Origin of the sequence: Streptomyces sp. NBC_01446, from assembly GCF_026340095.1 — a bacterium.
Lineage (GTDB): Bacteria > Actinomycetota > Actinomycetes > Streptomycetales > Streptomycetaceae > Streptomyces > Streptomyces aureus.
In genome coordinates, this window is the sequence record NZ_JAPEPO010000001.1 from 1,526,699 (window position 1) to 1,543,205 (window position 16,507).

The window sequence follows — 16,507 nt, forward strand, 5'->3', positions numbered from 1 at the left end:
CACCCCAAACCGTGGCGAGTGCGCCCGGACGCCTGCGTCACAGGCAAACTTCTCGCGCCGACCAAGCGCTGCCGTAGCAACACCCCCGCCGAACCGACGGCACCTCTTCACCCAACACAGCAGCTCTCCACCCCGACGTACCCCTCAACGTCCCCCTGGGACGCATCGCCGGAGGCAATACCGTGAAGGAAATCCTGGACGCGATTCAGTCGCCGGAGTCGACCTCCGCCGACTTCGCCGCTCTGCCGCTCCCCGAGTCGTACCGCGCCATCACCGTGCACAAGGACGAGACGGAGATGTTCGCCGGCCTCGACACCCGGGACAAGGACCCCCGCAAGTCGATCCACCTGGACGACGTGCCGGTCCCCGAACTCGGCCCGGGCGAGGCGCTCGTGGCCGTCATGGCCAGCTCCGTGAACTACAACTCGGTCTGGACCTCGATCTTCGAGCCGGTGTCCACCTTCAGCTTCCTGGAGCGCTACGGACGCCTGTCGGAGCTCACCAAGCGCCACGACCTGCCATACCACATCATCGGTTCCGACCTCGCGGGCGTCGTGCTGCGCACCGGTCCCGGCGTCAACGCCTGGAACCCCGGCGACGAGGTCGTCGCGCACTGCCTCTCCGTCGAGCTGGAGTCCTCGGACGGCCACAACGACACGATGCTCGACCCCGAGCAGCGCATCTGGGGCTTCGAGACGAACTTCGGCGGCCTCGCCGAGATCGCGCTCGTCAAGTCCAACCAGCTGATGCCGAAGCCGGACCACCTGAGCTGGGAAGAGGCCGCGGCCCCCGGCCTGGTGAACTCCACGGCGTACCGCCAGCTCGTCTCGCGCAACGGCGCGGGCATGAAGCAGGGCGACAACGTCCTGATCTGGGGCGCCAGCGGCGGACTCGGTTCGTACGCCACGCAGTTCGCGCTGACCGGCGGCGCCAACCCGATCTGTGTCGTCTCCAGCCCGGAGAAGGCCGCCATCTGCGAGGCCATGGGCGCCGAAGCGGTCATCGACCGCAACGCCGAGGGCTACAAGTTCTGGAAGGACGAGCACACCCAGGACCCCAAGGAGTGGAAGCGCTTCGGCAAGCGCATCCGCGAGCTGACCGGCGGAGAGGACGTCGACATCGTCTTCGAGCACCCGGGCCGCGAGACCTTCGGCGCCTCCGTGTACGTCACCCGCAAGGGCGGCACGATCGTCACCTGCGCCTCGACGTCCGGCTACAACCACGAGTACGACAACCGCTACCTGTGGATGTCCCTCAAGAAGATCGTGGGCTCGCACTTCGCCAACTACCGCGAGGCGTGGGAGGCGAACCGCCTGGTCGCCAAGGGCAAGATCCACCCGACGCTGTCGAAGGTGTACTCCCTCGAGGACACCGGCCAGGCCGCCTACGACGTGCACCGCAACCTCCACCAGGGCAAGGTCGGCGTCCTCGCGCTGGCCCCGAAGGAGGGCCTGGGCGTCCGCGACCAGGAACTGCGCGCCCAGCACATCGACGCCATCAACCGCTTCCGCAACATCTGAACCCCCAAGGAGTAGCGGAACATGACTGAGCGCCAGAAGGACCGGCCGTGGCTGATGCGCACGTACGCCGGTCACTCCACGGCTGAGGCGTCCAACGAGCTGTACCGGCGCAATCTCGCCAAGGGCCAGACGGGTCTGTCGGTCGCCTTCGACCTGCCGACGCAGACCGGCTACGACCCCGACCACATCCTCGCCCGCGGCGAGGTCGGCCGGGTCGGGGTGCCGGTCTCGCACCTCGGTGACATGCGCCGGCTGTTCCAGGACATCCCCCTGGAGCAGATGAACACCTCGATGACCATCAACGCCACCGCCATGTGGCTCCTGGCGCTCTACCAGGTCGTCGCCGAGGAGCAGGGCGCGGACATCACCCAGCTCCAGGGCACGACGCAGAACGACATCGTCAAGGAGTACCTGTCGCGGGGCACGCACGTGTTCCCGCCGAGTCCCTCCCTGCGGCTGACGACGGACATGATCGCGTACACGGTCCGGCACATGCCGAAGTGGAACCCGATCAACATCTGCAGTTACCACCTCCAGGAGGCGGGGGCCACACCGGTCCAGGAGATCGCGTACGCGATGTCCACCGCCATCGCCGTTCTCGATGCCGTACGCGACTCAGGGCAGGTCCCCGCCGAGAAGTTCGGGGACGTCGTGGCCCGCATCTCCTTCTTCGTGAACGCGGGTGTCCGCTTCATCGAGGAGATGTGCAAGATGCGGGCGTTCGGGCGGATCTGGGACCAGATCACACGCGAGCGATACGGCATCGAGAACGCGAAGCAACGCCGCTTCCGCTACGGCGTCCAGGTCAACTCCCTGGGCCTGACCGAGGCGCAGCCGGAGAACAACGTCCAGCGCATCGTCCTGGAGATGCTGGCCGTGACGCTGTCCAAGGACGCCCGTGCCCGCGCCGTCCAGCTCCCTGCCTGGAACGAGGCGCTCGGCCTGCCCCGCCCCTGGGACCAGCAGTGGTCCCTGCGCATCCAGCAGGTCCTCGCACACGAGAGCGACCTGCTGGAGTACGAGGACATCTTCGCGGGATCGCACGTCATCGAGAAGAAGGTCGACGAGCTCGTCGCCGACTCGTTCGCCGAGATCGAGCGGATCCAGGAGATGGGCGGCGCGATGGCCGCCGTCGAGTCCGGCTACCTCAAGTCGCAGCTCGTCTCCTCGCACGCCGAGCGACGGGCACGGATCGAGGGCGGCGAGGAGAAGATCGTCGGCGTGAACATCCACGAGTCGACCGAGCCGAACCCGCTCACCGCCGACCTGGACGCCGCGATCATGACGGTGGATCACCAGGTCGAGTCGCGGGTCGTGCGGGCCATCGACGAGTGGCGCACCACGCGCCAGGAGTCGAGCGACCGGCAGGGCATGGGCGACCCGTTCCACTACCCGACCACCCAGCAGGCCGTGGAACGCCTGAAGGAGGCCGCGGCCGGCACGGAGAACCTCATGGAGGCCACCCTCGAATGCGCCCGCGCCGGGGTCACGACCGGCGAGTGGTCCGAGGCGCTGCGCGAGGTCTTCGGCGAGTTCCGGGCGCCCACCGGCGTCTCGTCCGCGCCGGTCGCCGTCACCGCCGAGGAGGGCACGCCGCTCGCCTTCGTCCGCGAGAAGGTCCGCCGCACCGGCGACGAGCTCGGCGGCAAGCTGCGCCTCCTGGTCGGCAAGCCGGGCCTCGACGGGCACTCGAACGGCGCCGAGCAGATCGCCGTCCGGGCCCGTGACGCGGGCTTCGAAGTGGTCTACCAGGGCATCAGGCTCACGCCCGAACAGATCGTGTCCGCCGCGCTCGCCGAGGACGTGCACTGCGTCGGCCTGTCGATCCTCTCCGGGTCGCACGCCGCGCTCGTGCCCGACGTCCTCGACCGGCTGCGCGAGGCGGGCGCCGCCGAGATCCCGGTGATCGTCGGCGGCATCATTCCCAACGGCGATGCCGAGGACCTGAAGCGCGCGGGCGTGGCCGCCGTCTTCACCCCCAAGGACTTCGGCATCACGGAGATCATCGGACGTATCGTCGACGAGATCCGGCAAGCGAACCAGCTCGACCCTCTGGAGGTCCCCGCATGACCGCGCCCATCAACCGTCTCCGTCCCCGCCGCTCGTGTCTCGCGGTCCCGGGATCGAACCCCCGCTTCCTGGAGAAGGCCCAGGGTCTGCCCGCGGACCAGGTCTTCCTGGACCTGGAGGACGCCTGCGCGCCGCTCGCCAAGCCGGAGGCGCGGCACACCATCGTCAAGTTCCTGAACGAGGGCGACTGGACGGGCAAGACGCGCGTGGTGCGCGTGAACGACTGGACGACCGAGTGGACGTACCGCGACGTCGTCACGGTCGTCGAGGGCGCGGGCCAGAACCTCGACTGCATCATGCTGCCGAAGGTCCAGGACGCGCAGCAGATCGTCGCGCTCGATCTGCTGCTCACGCAGATCGAGAAGACGATGGGCTTCGAGGTCGGCAAGATCGGTATCGAGGCGCAGATCGAGAACGCGCAGGGCCTCAACAACGTCAACGCGATCGCGACGGCCTCCCAGCGCGTCGAGACGATCATCTTCGGCCCGGCCGACTTCATGGCCTCCATCAACATGAAGTCCCTGGTCGTCGGCGAGCAGCCGCCCGGCTACGACGCCGACGCCTACCACTACATCCTGATGAAGATCCTGATGGCCGCCCGCGCCAACAACCTCCAGGCGATCGACGGCCCCTACCTGCAGATCCGCAACCAGGAGGGCTACAAGGCGGTCGCGAAGCGCGCCGCGGCCCTCGGTTTCGACGGCAAGTGGGTGCTGCACCCGGACCAGGTCGCCGCGGCGAACGAGATCTTCTCGCCCTCGCAGGAGGACTACGACCACGCCGAGCTGATCCTGGACGCGTACGACTTCTGCACGTCCGAGGCCGGCGGCAAGAAGGGCTCGGCGATGCTGGGCGACGAGATGATCGACGAGGCCAGCCGCAAGATGGCCCTCGTCATCTCCGGCAAGGGCCGCGCCGCGGGCATGCAGCGCACCTCCAAGTTCGAAGCCCCGGAGGCCTGAGCACCATGCAGTTCGGACGCACGTACGAAGAGTTCGAGGTCGGCGCGGTCTACAAGCACTGGCCCGGAAAGACCGTCACGGAGTACGACGACCACCTCTTCTGTCTCCTGACGATGAACCACCACCCCCTCCACATGGACACGAACTACGCGGAGAAGACGACCGACTTCGGCAAGAACGTCGTCGTGGGGAACTACATCTACTCGCTGCTCCTCGGCATGTCGGTGCCGGACGTGTCCGGCAAGGCCATCGCCAACCTGGAGGTCGAGTCGCTCAAGCACGTGGCGCCGACCTTCCACGGCGACACGATCTACGGCGAGACGACGGTCCTCGACAAGACGCCCTCCCGCTCGAAGAACGACCGCGGGATCGTCTACGTGGAGACCAAGGGCTACAAGCAGGACGGCACGCTGGTCTGCGTGTTCCGCCGCAAGGTGATGGTCCCCACCGAGACGTACATCAAGGAGCGCGGCGGCGAGCAGCCGGGCCGTCCCGAACTGAAGCAGCAGGAGAAGTAGCCATGGCGCGACTCGCCCAGACCGCCGGTCTCACCGACGTCCAGCAGGAGATCCTCTCCACCGTCCGCGACTTCGTGGACAAGGAGATCATCCCGGTCGCGACCGAGCTGGAGCACCGCGACGAGTACCCGCAGCAGATCGTCGACGGCCTCAAGGAGTTGGGCCTGTTCGGCCTGATGATCCCCGAGGAGTACGGGGGCCTGGGCGAGTCCCTTCTCACGTACGCCCTGTGCGTCGAGGAGATCGCCCGCGGCTGGATGTCCGTCTCCGGCATCATCAACACCCACTTCATCGTGGCGTACATGCTCAAGCAGCACGGCACGCAGGAGCAGAAGGACCACTTCCTGCCGCGCATGGCGCTGGGCGAGACGCGCGGCGCGTTCTCGATGTCGGAGCCGGCGCTCGGCTCCGACGTGTCGGCGATCTCGTCGAAGGCGGTGAAGGACGGGGACGAGTACGTCCTGAACGGCCAGAAGATGTGGCTGACGAACGGCGGTTCGTCGTCTCTGGTGGCCGTTCTGGTCAAGAGTGACGAAGGACACCCCGAGGGTACGGCGCCCCACAAGTCGATGACGACCTTCCTCGTCGAGAAGGAGCCCGGCTTCGGAGAGGTCTGCCCCGGCCTCACGATCCCGGGGAAGATCGACAAGATGGGTTACAAGGGCGTCGACACGACCGAACTCATCATGGACGGACTGCGCATTCCGGCCAATCGGGTACTCGGCGGCGAGACCGGCCGAGGGTTTTACCAAATGATGGACGGAGTCGAAGTCGGCCGCGTGAATGTCGCGGCACGTGGCTGCGGCGTCGCGCAGCGTGCGTTTGAGCTGGGGGTTTCCTACGCCCAGCAACGCCACACCTTCGGCAAGCCGATCGCCCAGCACCAGGCCATCCAGTTCAAGCTCGCGGAGATGGCTACCAAGGTCGAGGCCGCCCATGCGATGATGGTCAACGCAGCACGCAAAAAGGACTCCGGGGAACGAAACGACCTCGAAGCAGGAATGGCGAAGTATCTCGCCTCCGAATACTGCAAGGAAGTGGTCGAGGACGCCTTCCGGATCCACGGCGGCTACGGCTTCTCCAAGGAGTACGAGATCGAGCGTCTCTACCGCGAGGCACCGATGCTGCTCATCGGTGAAGGTACGGCCGAGATCCAGAAAATGATCATTGGCCGCCGCCTGCTCGAGGAGTATCGATTCCAGGGCTGAATGTCCGCTACAGGGTGTTTTGTTCGAGAAGAACATCACACCCTGTCAGCACTCTTCAGCCGCCGACTCAGCTTCCTGGCTTGCCCAGTTGTGGCTCGCAACCGATAGCATCCCGGAAAAGCCGCCGTCCCCCGTACAGAGCGCGGCATCATCCGCTACGAAGGTCATCCATGCCCCACAGCCAAACCTCTGCACCACGCGACGGCGTCCTCGGAGGACGCATTGCGCGCGGAGCATCGCCGTGGCTCCTGCCGACCGTCGCCACAGCCGCCCTGAGCCTGGCCCGTTCGCGTCGCTCCAAGAAGGCCGCCGCAGTAGCCGTACCCGCCACCGCTCTGGCGGCCGGCATGCTGTGGTTCTTCCGCGACCCCGAGCGTGAGATCGCCCCCGGCCGGGTCATCTCCCCGGCCGACGGCGTGGTGCAGAGCATCATGCCGTGGAAGGACGGGCGGACCCGGGTCGCGATCTTCATGAGCCCGCTGAACGTCCACGTCAACCGCGCGCCCCTCGCGGGCACGGTGACGTCCGTGGAGCACATCCCCGGCGGGTTCGTCCCGGCGTTCAACAAGGAGAGCGAGAACAACGAGCGCGTTGTCTGGCACTTCGACACCGAGCTCGGCGACATCGAGATGGTGCAGATCGCCGGTGCGGTCGCCCGCCGGATCGTCCCGTACGTCCCGCAGGGCACCAAGCTCGAGCAGGGCGAGCGCATCGGTCTGATCCGCTTCGGGTCGCGCGTCGACATCTACCTCCCCGAGGGTGTCGAGGTCGCGCTCGAGGTCGGGCAGAAGACCGTGGCTGGGGTGACTCGCATTGACCGTGACTGATCCAGAGACGCAGGCCGGGTGGGTGCCCGAGGCCGAGGAGGCTGACGAAGCGGAGGAAGTGCCGCTTTCACTGCGCCTGTCGATAGCGGACACCCTCACGCTCGGTAACGCCACGTGCGGCTTCATGGCGGTGTACTTCACCACCACCGGCATCCTGATCCCGCACATCCAGGGCAGCAACGACTCCGGCATGGCCCGGCACAGCGCGGCCACGGCCGTGATCCTGATGCTGGCCGCGGCGATCTTCGACCTGTTCGACGGCCTGGTGGCGCGCAAGCTCCGCTCGTCGCCGATGGGCGCCGAGCTGGACAACCTCTCGGACCTCATCAGCTTCGGCCTCGCGCCCGCCTACTTCGTCCTCGTGTACGGCATGGTCGCGGACGACGCGCATCAGCGGGTCGCGGCGGTGGGCGCCATCGTGGTGCTCCTGGCCGTCGTGCTGAGACTCGCGAGATTCTCGTGCGTGACGGTCAAGGACGGCACCTTCCAGGGCATGCCGAGCCCCTTCGGGGCGCTCACGGTCGTGTCGATCGTGCTCCTCGAGCTGCCGTTCGTGGCCACGGTCCTCGCGATCATCGGGACGGCCTGGCTGATGGTGAGCCGCGTCGAGTACCCGAAGCCGCGCGGTCCGCTCGCGGTCGCGATGCTGGGGTGGATCGTGGCGGCGATGGGGCTCCTGGCGGCCTGGGCGTTCGACGCCCCCGGCGGCCAGCTGCTGCTCCAGACGGGCTGCGCGCTCCAGCTGGTCCTCGGCGCCGTGATCCCGCTGTTCGCGACGGCCCGGAGGGTGAACAACTTCCGGGACAACCGCCGCGAGGCACGCGCCGCGCAGCTGCCGTAACCGGTACCCGTACCTCCGAAGGGCCCCGAACCGCTTGGTTCGGGGCCCTTCGCCTGTCTCAGGGCGCGGGGTGCAGGCCGGTGCCGGGCAGGCCTGGGCGTACCAGGACCTTCACGTGGTCGTCGGGCCGGCGGAGCGTGTCCAGGGCCGCGGACACCCCGCCGAGGCCCACCTGGCCCGTGACGAGATGACCCTGCCCTCGACGCGTACCGGCTCGCGCCGGAGTGGGAGTCACCCTCACCCCGGCGCGCGTCAGGCGTCAGGCGTCACCTGTCACACGAGGAAGTCGCGGGCGATCCGCTCCGCCACCGTCTCCAGGATCGGGCCGGCCTCGGCGATGCAGCGGGCCACGTCCGGCTCCACGTCCGTGAGGGCGTAGGCGCGGCGGATGCCCGCGCGGCCCAGGGCCTCTGGAGGGAGGGCGAGGCGGCCGCAGACCGCCACGACCTCGATGCCCGCCGCGCGGGCCGCCGCGGCGACGCCCGCCGGTGCCTTGCCGTGCAGCGTCTGCTCGTCGAGGGAGCCCTCGCCGGTGATGACGAGGGTGGCGCGGGCGAGCGCGGGCGCGAAGCCGAGCACGTCGAGCATGACCTCGATCCCGGCCCGGAAGCTCGCTCCGAGGCCCACGAGGGCGCCGTATCCGATGCCGCCGGCGGCTCCGGCGCCGGGCGATTCGGCGTACTCGAGTGCCTTCGGGCCGATCGCCTCGGCCAGGACCCGCGCGAAATGGGCCAGCGCCGCGTCCAGGGTGGCGACGTCGTCCGCCGTCGCGCCCTTCTGCGGGCCGTACACGGCGGGCGCGCCCTTCGGGCCGGTCAGCGGGTTGTCGACGTCACTGGCGAGGACGATCTCCACGTCGGCCAGGCGCGGGTCGAGCCCCGAGAGATCGGCCGTGGCCAGGTCGGCGAGGGGCCCGCCGCCCGGGCCGACGGGCTTGCCGTCCGCGTCCAGGAAGCGGGCGCCGAGCGCGGCCAGCATTCCGGCGCCGCCGTCGGTCGTGGCGCTGCCGCCCACGCCGAACACGATGGAGCGGGCGCCCGCGTCGAGCGCCGCGGCGAGCAGTTCGCCGGATCCGTACGTGGTCGAGGTCAGCGGCGCGAAGACGCCTTCGGGCAGCAGCTGGAGCCCGGACGCCTCGGCCATCTCGACGACGGCCGTGCCGTCGCGCAGGGCGTACGCCGCCGTGACCTCGTCGCCGAGCGGCCCGGTGACCCGTACCTCGCGGCGCTCGAAACCGGCCGCCACGGCCGCGGCCACCGTGCCGTCCCCGCCGTCCGCGACGGGCACGGACTCGACCGTCACGCCGGGCGCGATCCGCCGCAGGCCGGCCGTGACCCGCTCGGCGACCTGCACGGCCGTGAGCGAGCCCTTGAACTTGTCCGCGGCGATGAGCACGCGCTCCGCCGTCACTCCAGCGTCCGCCACCTTGCATTCCCCTTGCTTTCGCGCCTTGCTCGCGCAAGGCAGTCGCGCCGCTGCGACCTTAACCGGAGGTGGGGGCCGCTGCCCATGGCTGTCCGGTCCGCGAAACGGCACGCCCGGGCTATAAGTCTTGATATTCCCCCTCATAGCGGGGTGACTTGAGCGCGGAAATGATCGATCAGCCGGGCGCGGTGCGAACGGTCCGGCGCCCACTGCGGAACGCCTCGCCCCGACACGCCCCCTCATCGGGTACACCAAGGGCATGACCCCAGTGGGCAGCAACCTCCAGGACCGGGTGCTCGGCGGCTGGCTCGGCCGGATCGCCGGCAACATGCTCGGCAAGCCGGTGGAACAGGGCGAGCACTGGACCCGGGCGCGCATCGACGGCTACCTGCGGCGGGCCGCCGCCCTGCCGCTCACCGACTATCTGCCCGAGCCGGCCGACGAGTCCGACGGCCTCGCGCTGCGCCCCGAGTGGCGCCGGTGCGTGCGCGGGCGGATCCACGGCAGCTGCCGGGACGACGACGTGGACTACGCGATCCTCGGCCTGCACCTCCTGGAGACGCACGGCTTCGCCTTCTCCACAGAACAGGTGGGTGATCTGTGGCTGCTGAGGCTGCCGTATCTGCAGACGTTCACAGCGGAGCGGGCGGCGTACCGCAATCTCGCGAACGGGCTGAAGCCGCCGCTCACCGCGACGTACGACAACCCGTACCAGGAGTGGATCGGCGCGCTGATCCGTGCCGACGTCTTCGGCTGGACCTGCCCGGGCGACCCGCGTCGCGCCGCCTCCCTGGCCCGCCGCGACGCGGTCCTGTCCCATACGGGCAACGGCGTGTACGGGGCGATGTGGGCGGCGGCGCTCGTCGCGGCGGCGTTCACGGCTCCGGGCCCGCGCGCGGCGCTCGACACCGCGCTCACCGTGATCCCCGCGAGCAGCCGACTGGCCCGCACGGTGCGCCGCACGGCGACGCTCCACGAGTCGCGGCTGAGCTGGGAGGAGACACTGGCCACGCTGGAGGAGGAGACGGCCGGGCTCGGCTGGATCCACACCGTCCCGAACGCGGCCGTCATCACGGCCGGGCTCCTGTACGGCGACGGGGACTTCACCCGCACCCTCGCACTCACGGTGCGCGGCGGGCTGGACACCGACTCGAACGGCGCGACGGCCGGGTCCGTGGCCGGTGTGCTGTGCGGGGCGGCGGCGATCCCGGCGCAGTGGAAGGACCCGCTGGAGGACCGGGTGCGCAGCGCGGTGTTCGGGTTCGACGGCGCGCGGATCAGCGAACTCGCGGCGCGTACGGTCGAGTTGGCCGAGGCGTAGCCCGGCGGACGCAGGCCCCGGCACAGGGTCGCTAGGCTTCCCGCATGACTGCCTCCGCCGAGTTCGCCGCGTACATCGCGGGTCTCCCCCGTGTCCTGTGCGGCGCCGCCGCGCTCTTCCGTGACTCCGAGGGGCGCGTGCTGCTCGTCGAGCCGAACTACCGCGACGGGTGGGCGCTGCCCGGCGGCACCGTCGAATCCGACACCGGTGAGTCCCCGCGCCAGGGGGCCCGGCGCGAGACGGCCGAGGAGATCGGCCTCGACGTGGAGCTCGGCCGGCTGCTCGCGGTCGACTGGGTGTCCCGCACGGCCGCGCGACCGCCGCTCGTGGCGTATCTCTACGACGGCGGAGTCCTGGACGAGGACCGCTTCAAGGCGATCAGGCTCCAGGAGGAGGAACTGCTCTCCTGGCGCCTCGTGCACCGCGCCGACCTGCCGGAACATCTGTCGGGCTCGCTCGGACGGCGCGTTCTGGCGGCGCTCGACGTGCTCACGACGGGCGAGGGCACGGCCGAGCTGGAGGACGGCAACCGCGTGGCCTGACGCGGCCTCGCCCGGCGGACGCCGATATCGCCTCGCGGTTCCACCGGCGGGGCGCCTACCCTCGGCGGCATGAGCACGCAGCCTCTCGTCGCGATTCTCAGTGGTGCAGGCATCTCCACGGACTCCGGGATCCCGGACTACCGCGGGCCGAACGGTCTGTGGCGGCGTGACCCGGAGGCCGAGAAGCTCGTCACGTACGAGTACTACATGGGGGATCCGGAGATCCGGCGACGGTCGTGGCAGATGCGGCGGAAGAACCGGACCCTTGCCGCCGAGCCGAACGGCGCGCACCGGGCCGTCGCCGATCTGGAGCGGGCCGGTGTACCCGTGCGGGTGATCACGCAGAACGTGGACGGGCTGCACCAGCTCGCCGGGATGCCCGCCCGCAAGGTCCTCGAACTGCACGGCTCCGTACGGAGTTTCGTGTGTACCGGCTGTCATGCGCGTGGGCCCATGGAGGACGCCCTCGCCCGGGTCGAGGCTGGGGAAGACGATCCGCCGTGCCTGACGTGCGGGGGGATCCTCAAGTCGGCGACCGTGATGTTCGGGGAGCGGCTCGATCCGGTGGTGCTGGGTGAGGCCGTGGCGATCACCAAGGCGTGTCAGGTGTTCGTCGCCGTGGGGAGCAGTCTTCAGGTGCAGCCCGCCGCCGGGCTCGCCGGTGTTGCCGCGGATCACGGGGCGCGGCTCGTCATCGTCAACGCCGAGGCGACGCCGTACGACGAACTGGCCGACGAAGTCATCCGCGAGCCCATCGGCACCGCGCTGCCGAAGCTGCTGCGCCAGCTCGGCGTGGAGTGCCCCTAGGGTCTTTCGTTTGGATCGGGCCGGACCCCGCGAGCCCGGCGTGATCCGAACGATCCGCCCCTAGGGGCGGATCCCGTCGCAGGAGATGTGCAGATGCCGCGGCCCGCGCAGCACGGCGTTCTGCCGGTACGGGGGCGGGTCCTCCAGCAGACGTGGGTTTTCCAGCCTCCGGGCCAGTTCCGCCAGGGCGAACTGGGCCTCCAGCCGGGCGAGGGGTGCGCCGAAGCAGCTGTGGATGCCGCTGCCCAGGCCGAGATGCTGGTTGTCCGGGCGGTCCGGGTCGAAGCGGTCCGGGTCCTCGAAACGCTGGGGGTCACGGTTGCCGGACGCCAGAACCAGCCAGAGGGAGGCGCCCTTCGGGATGGTGACGCCGCGGACCTCGATGTCGGCGAGGGTGGTGCGCTGTGGCACCAGTTGCACCGGCGGCTCGAAGCGCAGCAACTCCTCGACGACGGGCACGGCCAGCCGCGGATCCTCGCGCAGCCGCTGCAGGACGTCGGGATGGCGCAGCAGGGTCAGCATTCCGTTGGTGATGAGGTTGACGGTGGTCTCGTGCCCCGCGATCAGCAGCAGCGCCGCGGTGCTGAGCAGTTCCATCGTGGTCATCGAGCCGTCCTCGCCCTTGGCCGTCGCCAGCTGGGAGAGCATGTCGTCGCCGGGATTCTTGCGGCGCTCCTCGATCAGGCCGGCCAGGTACATGCCCAACTGCATCCGGGCGTCGTTCGCGCCCTTGCCCCGCTCGGTGGGGTCCGCGTCCGGGTCGGGGTCCAGGCTCGCGGCGATCGTGTCCGCCCAGGTGTGGAAGCGCGACTCGTCCTCGCGCGGCACCCCGAGGAGCCGGCAGATCACGGTCACCGGGAAGGGGTAGGAGAACTGCTCCACCAGGTCGATCCGGCCCGGGTCACCGATGCCGTCGACGAGGCCGGAGACGATGTCGTGGAGCTCTCCGCGCATCCCGTCGACACGGTGGGGGGAGTGCGGCGGGCCGAAGGGCCGGTTCGTCATACGTCGCAGCCGGTCGTGTTCCGGCGGGTCGAGGCGCAGGAACCCGGGCGGCAGGGCGCTCTCCTCCTCCTGGGCCGGCTCGGCCAGCGGGTCGCCGGCGGTCGAGGCCAGATTGCGGGCGTCGGAGCTGATCCGAGGATCGTGCAGGAGGCTGCGGATCTCGTAGTAGGTGCTGATGACGTACGGCCCGCCGTCGTCGTGGTGCACCGGCGTCTTCCGCAGCTGTTCGTAGATCGGGTACGGGTTGGCGCGGTTGGCGTAGTCCAGGATCTGGTGCAGCAAGGATTGCGTCATGGCGAGTCCTCGTGGCCGTACGGGTCAGTGGGCGGGGGTGAACGTCATTCGGCGGTCGGCCGGCGAGTATCCGCCGAGGGTCACGGTGGGACCGTGGGTGGGGACCGACGGGTCGGGGAAGTCGGCGTCGAGCGGCCGCTGTCCGTCCGAGCACCGGTCGACCGTGGGGAACGGCGGCGGGAACGCCGCGGTGGTCTCGATCAGCTCCTGGTAGAACGGCAGCCACCGGGCCTGGTCGAAGGCGACCGCGCCGATGACGCGTCCCTGGTAGCCGTACACGCCGATGAACCGGTGATCCCTGAGCGCTCCCTGCGAGATGAGGACCTCCGTCCCCAGCGACGGCACCCCGACCGATTTGATGTTGACTCCGAACTGCGAGGACCAGAAGGCCGGCACCTCCATGTGGGGGATGCGGTCGGTGCTCTCGCTGATCATGTTGTGCGCCGCGATCCGGGCCTGGGAGGCGGCGTTGCCCCAGTGCTCCAGAGACAGGAACTGGTAGCCGAACAGGGGGTGCGGGCTGCGTGCGACGTCGCCCGCCGCATAGATGTCGTCGGTGACGATTCCGCGGATGTCGAAGGCGCGGCAGCCGGCGTCGCAGGCGATGCCGCGTGGGCCTGCCCCCAGTCCGGATCCGGCGAGCCATTCGGTGTTGCGGATGGCGCCGAGCGAGACGATCACCACGTCGGTCTCCACGGTGGAGCCGTCGGACAGATGCGCGGCGCGCACCCGTCCCGAGGCATCGCCCTCCAGAGCGGTCACCATGACCCCGCACCGCAGGTCCACACCGTGCTCGCGCTGCATCTCGGCGGCGACCGCGCCGACCACCCCGCCCAGAGCGCCGACCAGAGGCGCCGCGCCGCGCTCGGCGACGGTGACGGCAAGGCCGCGTTCGCGGCAGGCGGAGGCGATCTCCGAACCGGTGAACCCGGCCCCGATCACGAGGACCCGCTTGGGTCCCTCCTCGAGCCGCCGCGCCAGCGCGGCGCTGTCGTCGCGCGTCCGCAGGACGAAGACGCCGTCGAGTTCCGCCTCGGCCTCGCGCGGCCACGCTCGCGCCCGCACGCCGGTGGCGATCAGCAGCCGGTCGTACGGCACCTCGTCGTCGTCGGCCAGCCGCACCCGCCCCGCGGCCATGTCCAGACCGGTGGCCGGGACACCCAGCCTCCAGGTCGCGTCGACCGATCGGAGCCTGGGCAGCGCGGTGCGGTCTGCGGCTGCCCTGCCCAGCAGCACCTGCTTGGAGAGCGGAGGCCGGTCGTACGGCTCGTGGGGCTCGTCGCCGATCAGGGTGAGGGAGCCCGCGAAGCCCTCGGCCCGCAGGGTTTCGGCAGCGCGCAGCCCGGCCAGCGAGGCGCCCACGACGACGATGCGGCCCTCGCGTTTGAGCCGTTCCAGGGATCCGTCACCGAGCATCGGACACCGCCCCGGCCGGTACGTCGACCGCATCGACGAGGATGGCCTGGACCGGGCAGGCTGCGGCGGCCTGGGCCAGCTTCGCGCGGTGCGCCTCGTCGGCCTCCGGGGCGTACAGCAGCGCCTCCTCGCCGTGCATGGTGAAGATCTCGGGGGCGAGGAACGCGCACTGCGCATACCCCTGACAGCGGTTCAGGTCGACGGCAATCCTTACCACGGGATCGGTCCTCTCCAAGGGCCCGGTCAGCCCCTGTGACCACCCTCGGGGGCCGGACGGGATGCGGCGACGAGAAGGAAGCCGTTCGAGTGAGCGGTGCGGTCGGCTCAGGCCGACGGGGCCGGCCGTGGCCGGGCGGGACGCCGGTCCCTCAGGATGTTCAGGCTGAGAAGCAGCGCCCAGGCCGGGAAGACCAGCTCGGACCAGGGCACGTTCGCTCCGATCACGAGCAGCGCAAGGCCCGCCAGGTAGCCGAGGACGACGAGCGGGCGCGGGAGGGTACCGCGTCGGCGGCCGATGGTCGAGGTCGTGATGATGAACACCGCTGCCATCCGCATGGCGTACGTGGTCAGCAGGGCGTAGGCGAAGTGCAGTCCGAAAGGAGAGTGCTGCCGACCCTCCTGGAGCACGGTTCCGGCCGCCGCGGCGGCGCCGAACAGGGTGGCGACGAAGACCAGGCCGCTGCCCAGGAACACGGTGGAGAAGAACTGGTCCTCGCGTTCGCCGGCCTGCTCGCGCAGGGCGCCCATGAACCACAGGAAGGCGATCCCGGCGAACGGGAGCAGCTCCAGCGCCGTGTGCACGGCTCTGCGCTGTCCGGCATCGACAGTTGCGCTCCCGCCGGCGCCGGCGGGCAGAGCGATGCGCACCAGGACGATCGCCGCGGCCATCAGGATCGCGAACACCACCCCGGCCACCCCGGCGGCCCAGGGTGTCGCGAGTCGCTCGTGTTTTCGCTCCATGGTCTCTCGCTTTCTGCCTGGTCCTCCTCGTACAGACACCAGCGATCCGGACCTCGCGCCACCGGGGTCACTCGGGAGGAAGAGGGCGATGCGCCATACAGGCCATGGGTACCGGGGCGCGATGGCGCACTCGCGGGCCTCGCGGCGGACAGCGGGGCGCGGCTCGTCATCGTGAACGCCGAGCCGACGCGGTACGACGACCAGGCGCTCGGCGGCGAGGGACGTGGCCGCCGAGGTCGTGCGCGAACCGATCGCGACGACGCTCCCCCGGCTGCTCGGCGAGCTGACCCCGTATGGGCTAGAACAGCGCCGCGCCCTGTTCGAAGTCGAGGAGGCGCTGCTTGCGCTCCAGGCCGCCGCCGTAGCCGGTCAGGCCGCCGCTCGCGCCGATGACGCGGTGGCAGGGGACGATGACGCCGACGGGGTTCTTGCCGTTGGCGAGGCCCACCGCGCGGGACGCGTTCGCGTTGCCGAGGGCCTCGGCGAGTTCCCCGTAGGTGCGGGTCTCCCCGTACGGGATGCGCTGGAGCTGTTCCCAGACGCTGCGCTGGAAGGGCGTCCCTTCGAGGCGCAGCGGCAGGTCGTACTCTTTCAACTCGCCCTGGAAATAGGCTTCCAGCTGATCGACGACCGCCCCGAAGGGCCGGCCGTCGCGCTCCCCGAAGGTTTCCTCGGCGGGGCGGTGGCGCTGGTCGGTCATGTAGAGGCCGCTGAGCGTGCCGTCGGTGGCGACGAGCGTGAGCGGCCCGTAGGGGCTGTCGATGACGTGGTGCTGTTTACCGGGCATGGTG

17 protein-coding genes are annotated in these 16,507 nt (G+C 70.0%); 10 read left to right on the forward strand and 7 right to left on the reverse strand.

The window, feature by feature from the left end; genetic code table 11:
* The first annotated feature begins 182 nt into the window (after positions 1 to 182).
* The 7 genes from ccrA (at position 183) to pssA (ending at position 7,946) form a co-directional block, all read left to right on the forward strand.
* The gene (ccrA, locus tag OG456_RS06820) at positions 183 to 1,520 is read left to right on the forward strand and encodes a crotonyl-CoA carboxylase/reductase (RefSeq protein ID WP_266558224.1); all 1,338 of its coding nucleotides are present in this window, start codon (positions 183 to 185) and stop codon (positions 1,518 to 1,520) included.
* A gap of 21 nt (positions 1,521 to 1,541) precedes the next feature.
* Entirely contained in the window at positions 1,542 to 3,590 is a 2,049-nt protein-coding gene (locus OG456_RS06825) for a protein meaA (protein ID WP_266558226.1), read from the forward strand.
* A complete protein-coding gene (locus OG456_RS06830) occupies positions 3,587 to 4,552 on the forward strand; it encodes a CoA ester lyase (protein ID WP_227298185.1) in 966 nt (321 codons plus the stop codon). Before OG456_RS06825 ends, OG456_RS06830 begins: the two co-directional genes overlap by 4 nt.
* A 5-nt stretch (positions 4,553 to 4,557) precedes the next feature.
* On the forward strand, positions 4,558 to 5,070 hold the full coding sequence (locus OG456_RS06835) for a MaoC family dehydratase (RefSeq protein ID WP_266558229.1): 513 nt from the start codon (positions 4,558 to 4,560) through the stop codon (positions 5,068 to 5,070).
* A 2-nt stretch (positions 5,071 to 5,072) separates the two neighbouring features.
* On the forward strand, positions 5,073 to 6,278 hold the full coding sequence (locus OG456_RS06840; protein WP_266558231.1) for an acyl-CoA dehydrogenase family protein: 1,206 nt from the start codon (positions 5,073 to 5,075) through the stop codon (positions 6,276 to 6,278).
* A gap of 170 nt (positions 6,279 to 6,448) precedes the next feature.
* On the forward strand, positions 6,449 to 7,105 hold the full coding sequence (locus OG456_RS06845; protein ID WP_100591521.1) for a phosphatidylserine decarboxylase: 657 nt from the start codon (positions 6,449 to 6,451) through the stop codon (positions 7,103 to 7,105).
* Positions 7,092 to 7,946 (forward strand): CDP-diacylglycerol--serine O-phosphatidyltransferase, encoded by an 855-nt coding sequence (gene pssA / locus OG456_RS06850; protein ID WP_266558235.1) that lies wholly within the window; start codon positions 7,092 to 7,094, stop codon positions 7,944 to 7,946. Before OG456_RS06845 ends, pssA begins: the two co-directional genes overlap by 14 nt.
* 58 nt (positions 7,947 to 8,004) lie before the next feature.
* Here the strand turns inward: pssA and OG456_RS06855 are convergent, their stop codons facing one another.
* Positions 8,005 to 8,181, reverse strand: coding sequence for a hypothetical protein (locus OG456_RS06855; RefSeq protein WP_266558237.1), 177 nt, complete (start codon positions 8,179 to 8,181; stop codon positions 8,005 to 8,007).
* Between the two features lie 38 nt (positions 8,182 to 8,219).
* Positions 8,220 to 9,371 (reverse strand): glycerate kinase, encoded by a 1,152-nt coding sequence (locus OG456_RS06860; protein WP_266558239.1) that lies wholly within the window; start codon positions 9,369 to 9,371, stop codon positions 8,220 to 8,222.
* Between the two features lie 259 nt (positions 9,372 to 9,630).
* Between OG456_RS06860 and OG456_RS06865 the strand changes: the two genes are divergently transcribed.
* From OG456_RS06865 to OG456_RS06875, 3 genes are all read left to right on the forward strand, one after another.
* Entirely contained in the window at positions 9,631 to 10,692 is a 1,062-nt protein-coding gene (locus tag OG456_RS06865; RefSeq protein ID WP_266558241.1) for an ADP-ribosylglycohydrolase family protein, read from the forward strand.
* A gap of 44 nt (positions 10,693 to 10,736) precedes the next feature.
* A complete protein-coding gene (locus OG456_RS06870; protein ID WP_266558243.1) occupies positions 10,737 to 11,234 on the forward strand; it encodes an NUDIX hydrolase in 498 nt (165 codons plus the stop codon).
* Between the two features lie 69 nt (positions 11,235 to 11,303).
* Positions 11,304 to 12,041 carry a Sir2 family NAD-dependent protein deacetylase gene (locus OG456_RS06875; RefSeq protein ID WP_266558245.1) on the forward strand — a complete coding sequence of 246 codons (738 nt, stop codon included), beginning with the start codon at positions 11,304 to 11,306 and terminating at the stop codon, positions 12,039 to 12,041.
* A gap of 60 nt (positions 12,042 to 12,101) precedes the next feature.
* Here OG456_RS06875 and OG456_RS06880 read toward each other — a convergent pair whose 3' ends face one another.
* The 5 genes from OG456_RS06880 to OG456_RS06900 form a co-directional block, all read right to left on the reverse strand.
* Positions 12,102 to 13,340 (reverse strand): cytochrome P450, encoded by a 1,239-nt coding sequence (locus tag OG456_RS06880; RefSeq protein ID WP_266558247.1) that lies wholly within the window; start codon positions 13,338 to 13,340, stop codon positions 12,102 to 12,104.
* A 24-nt stretch (positions 13,341 to 13,364) separates the two neighbouring features.
* Entirely contained in the window at positions 13,365 to 14,756 is a 1,392-nt protein-coding gene (locus tag OG456_RS06885; RefSeq protein WP_266558248.1) for an NAD(P)/FAD-dependent oxidoreductase, read from the reverse strand.
* On the reverse strand, positions 14,746 to 14,973 hold the full coding sequence (locus OG456_RS06890; protein WP_266558250.1) for a ferredoxin: 228 nt from the start codon (positions 14,971 to 14,973) through the stop codon (positions 14,746 to 14,748). The genes OG456_RS06885 and OG456_RS06890 overlap by 11 nt, the downstream gene beginning before the upstream one ends.
* A 107-nt stretch (positions 14,974 to 15,080) precedes the next feature.
* Positions 15,081 to 15,716 (reverse strand): hypothetical protein, encoded by a 636-nt coding sequence (locus OG456_RS06895; RefSeq protein WP_266558252.1) that lies wholly within the window; start codon positions 15,714 to 15,716, stop codon positions 15,081 to 15,083.
* Between the two features lie 298 nt (positions 15,717 to 16,014).
* Positions 16,015 to 16,503: a methylated-DNA--[protein]-cysteine S-methyltransferase gene (locus OG456_RS06900; RefSeq protein WP_266558254.1), complete on the reverse strand. Its 489-nt coding sequence runs from the start codon at positions 16,501 to 16,503 to the stop codon at positions 16,015 to 16,017.
* Positions 16,504 to 16,507 lie beyond the last annotated feature (4 nt).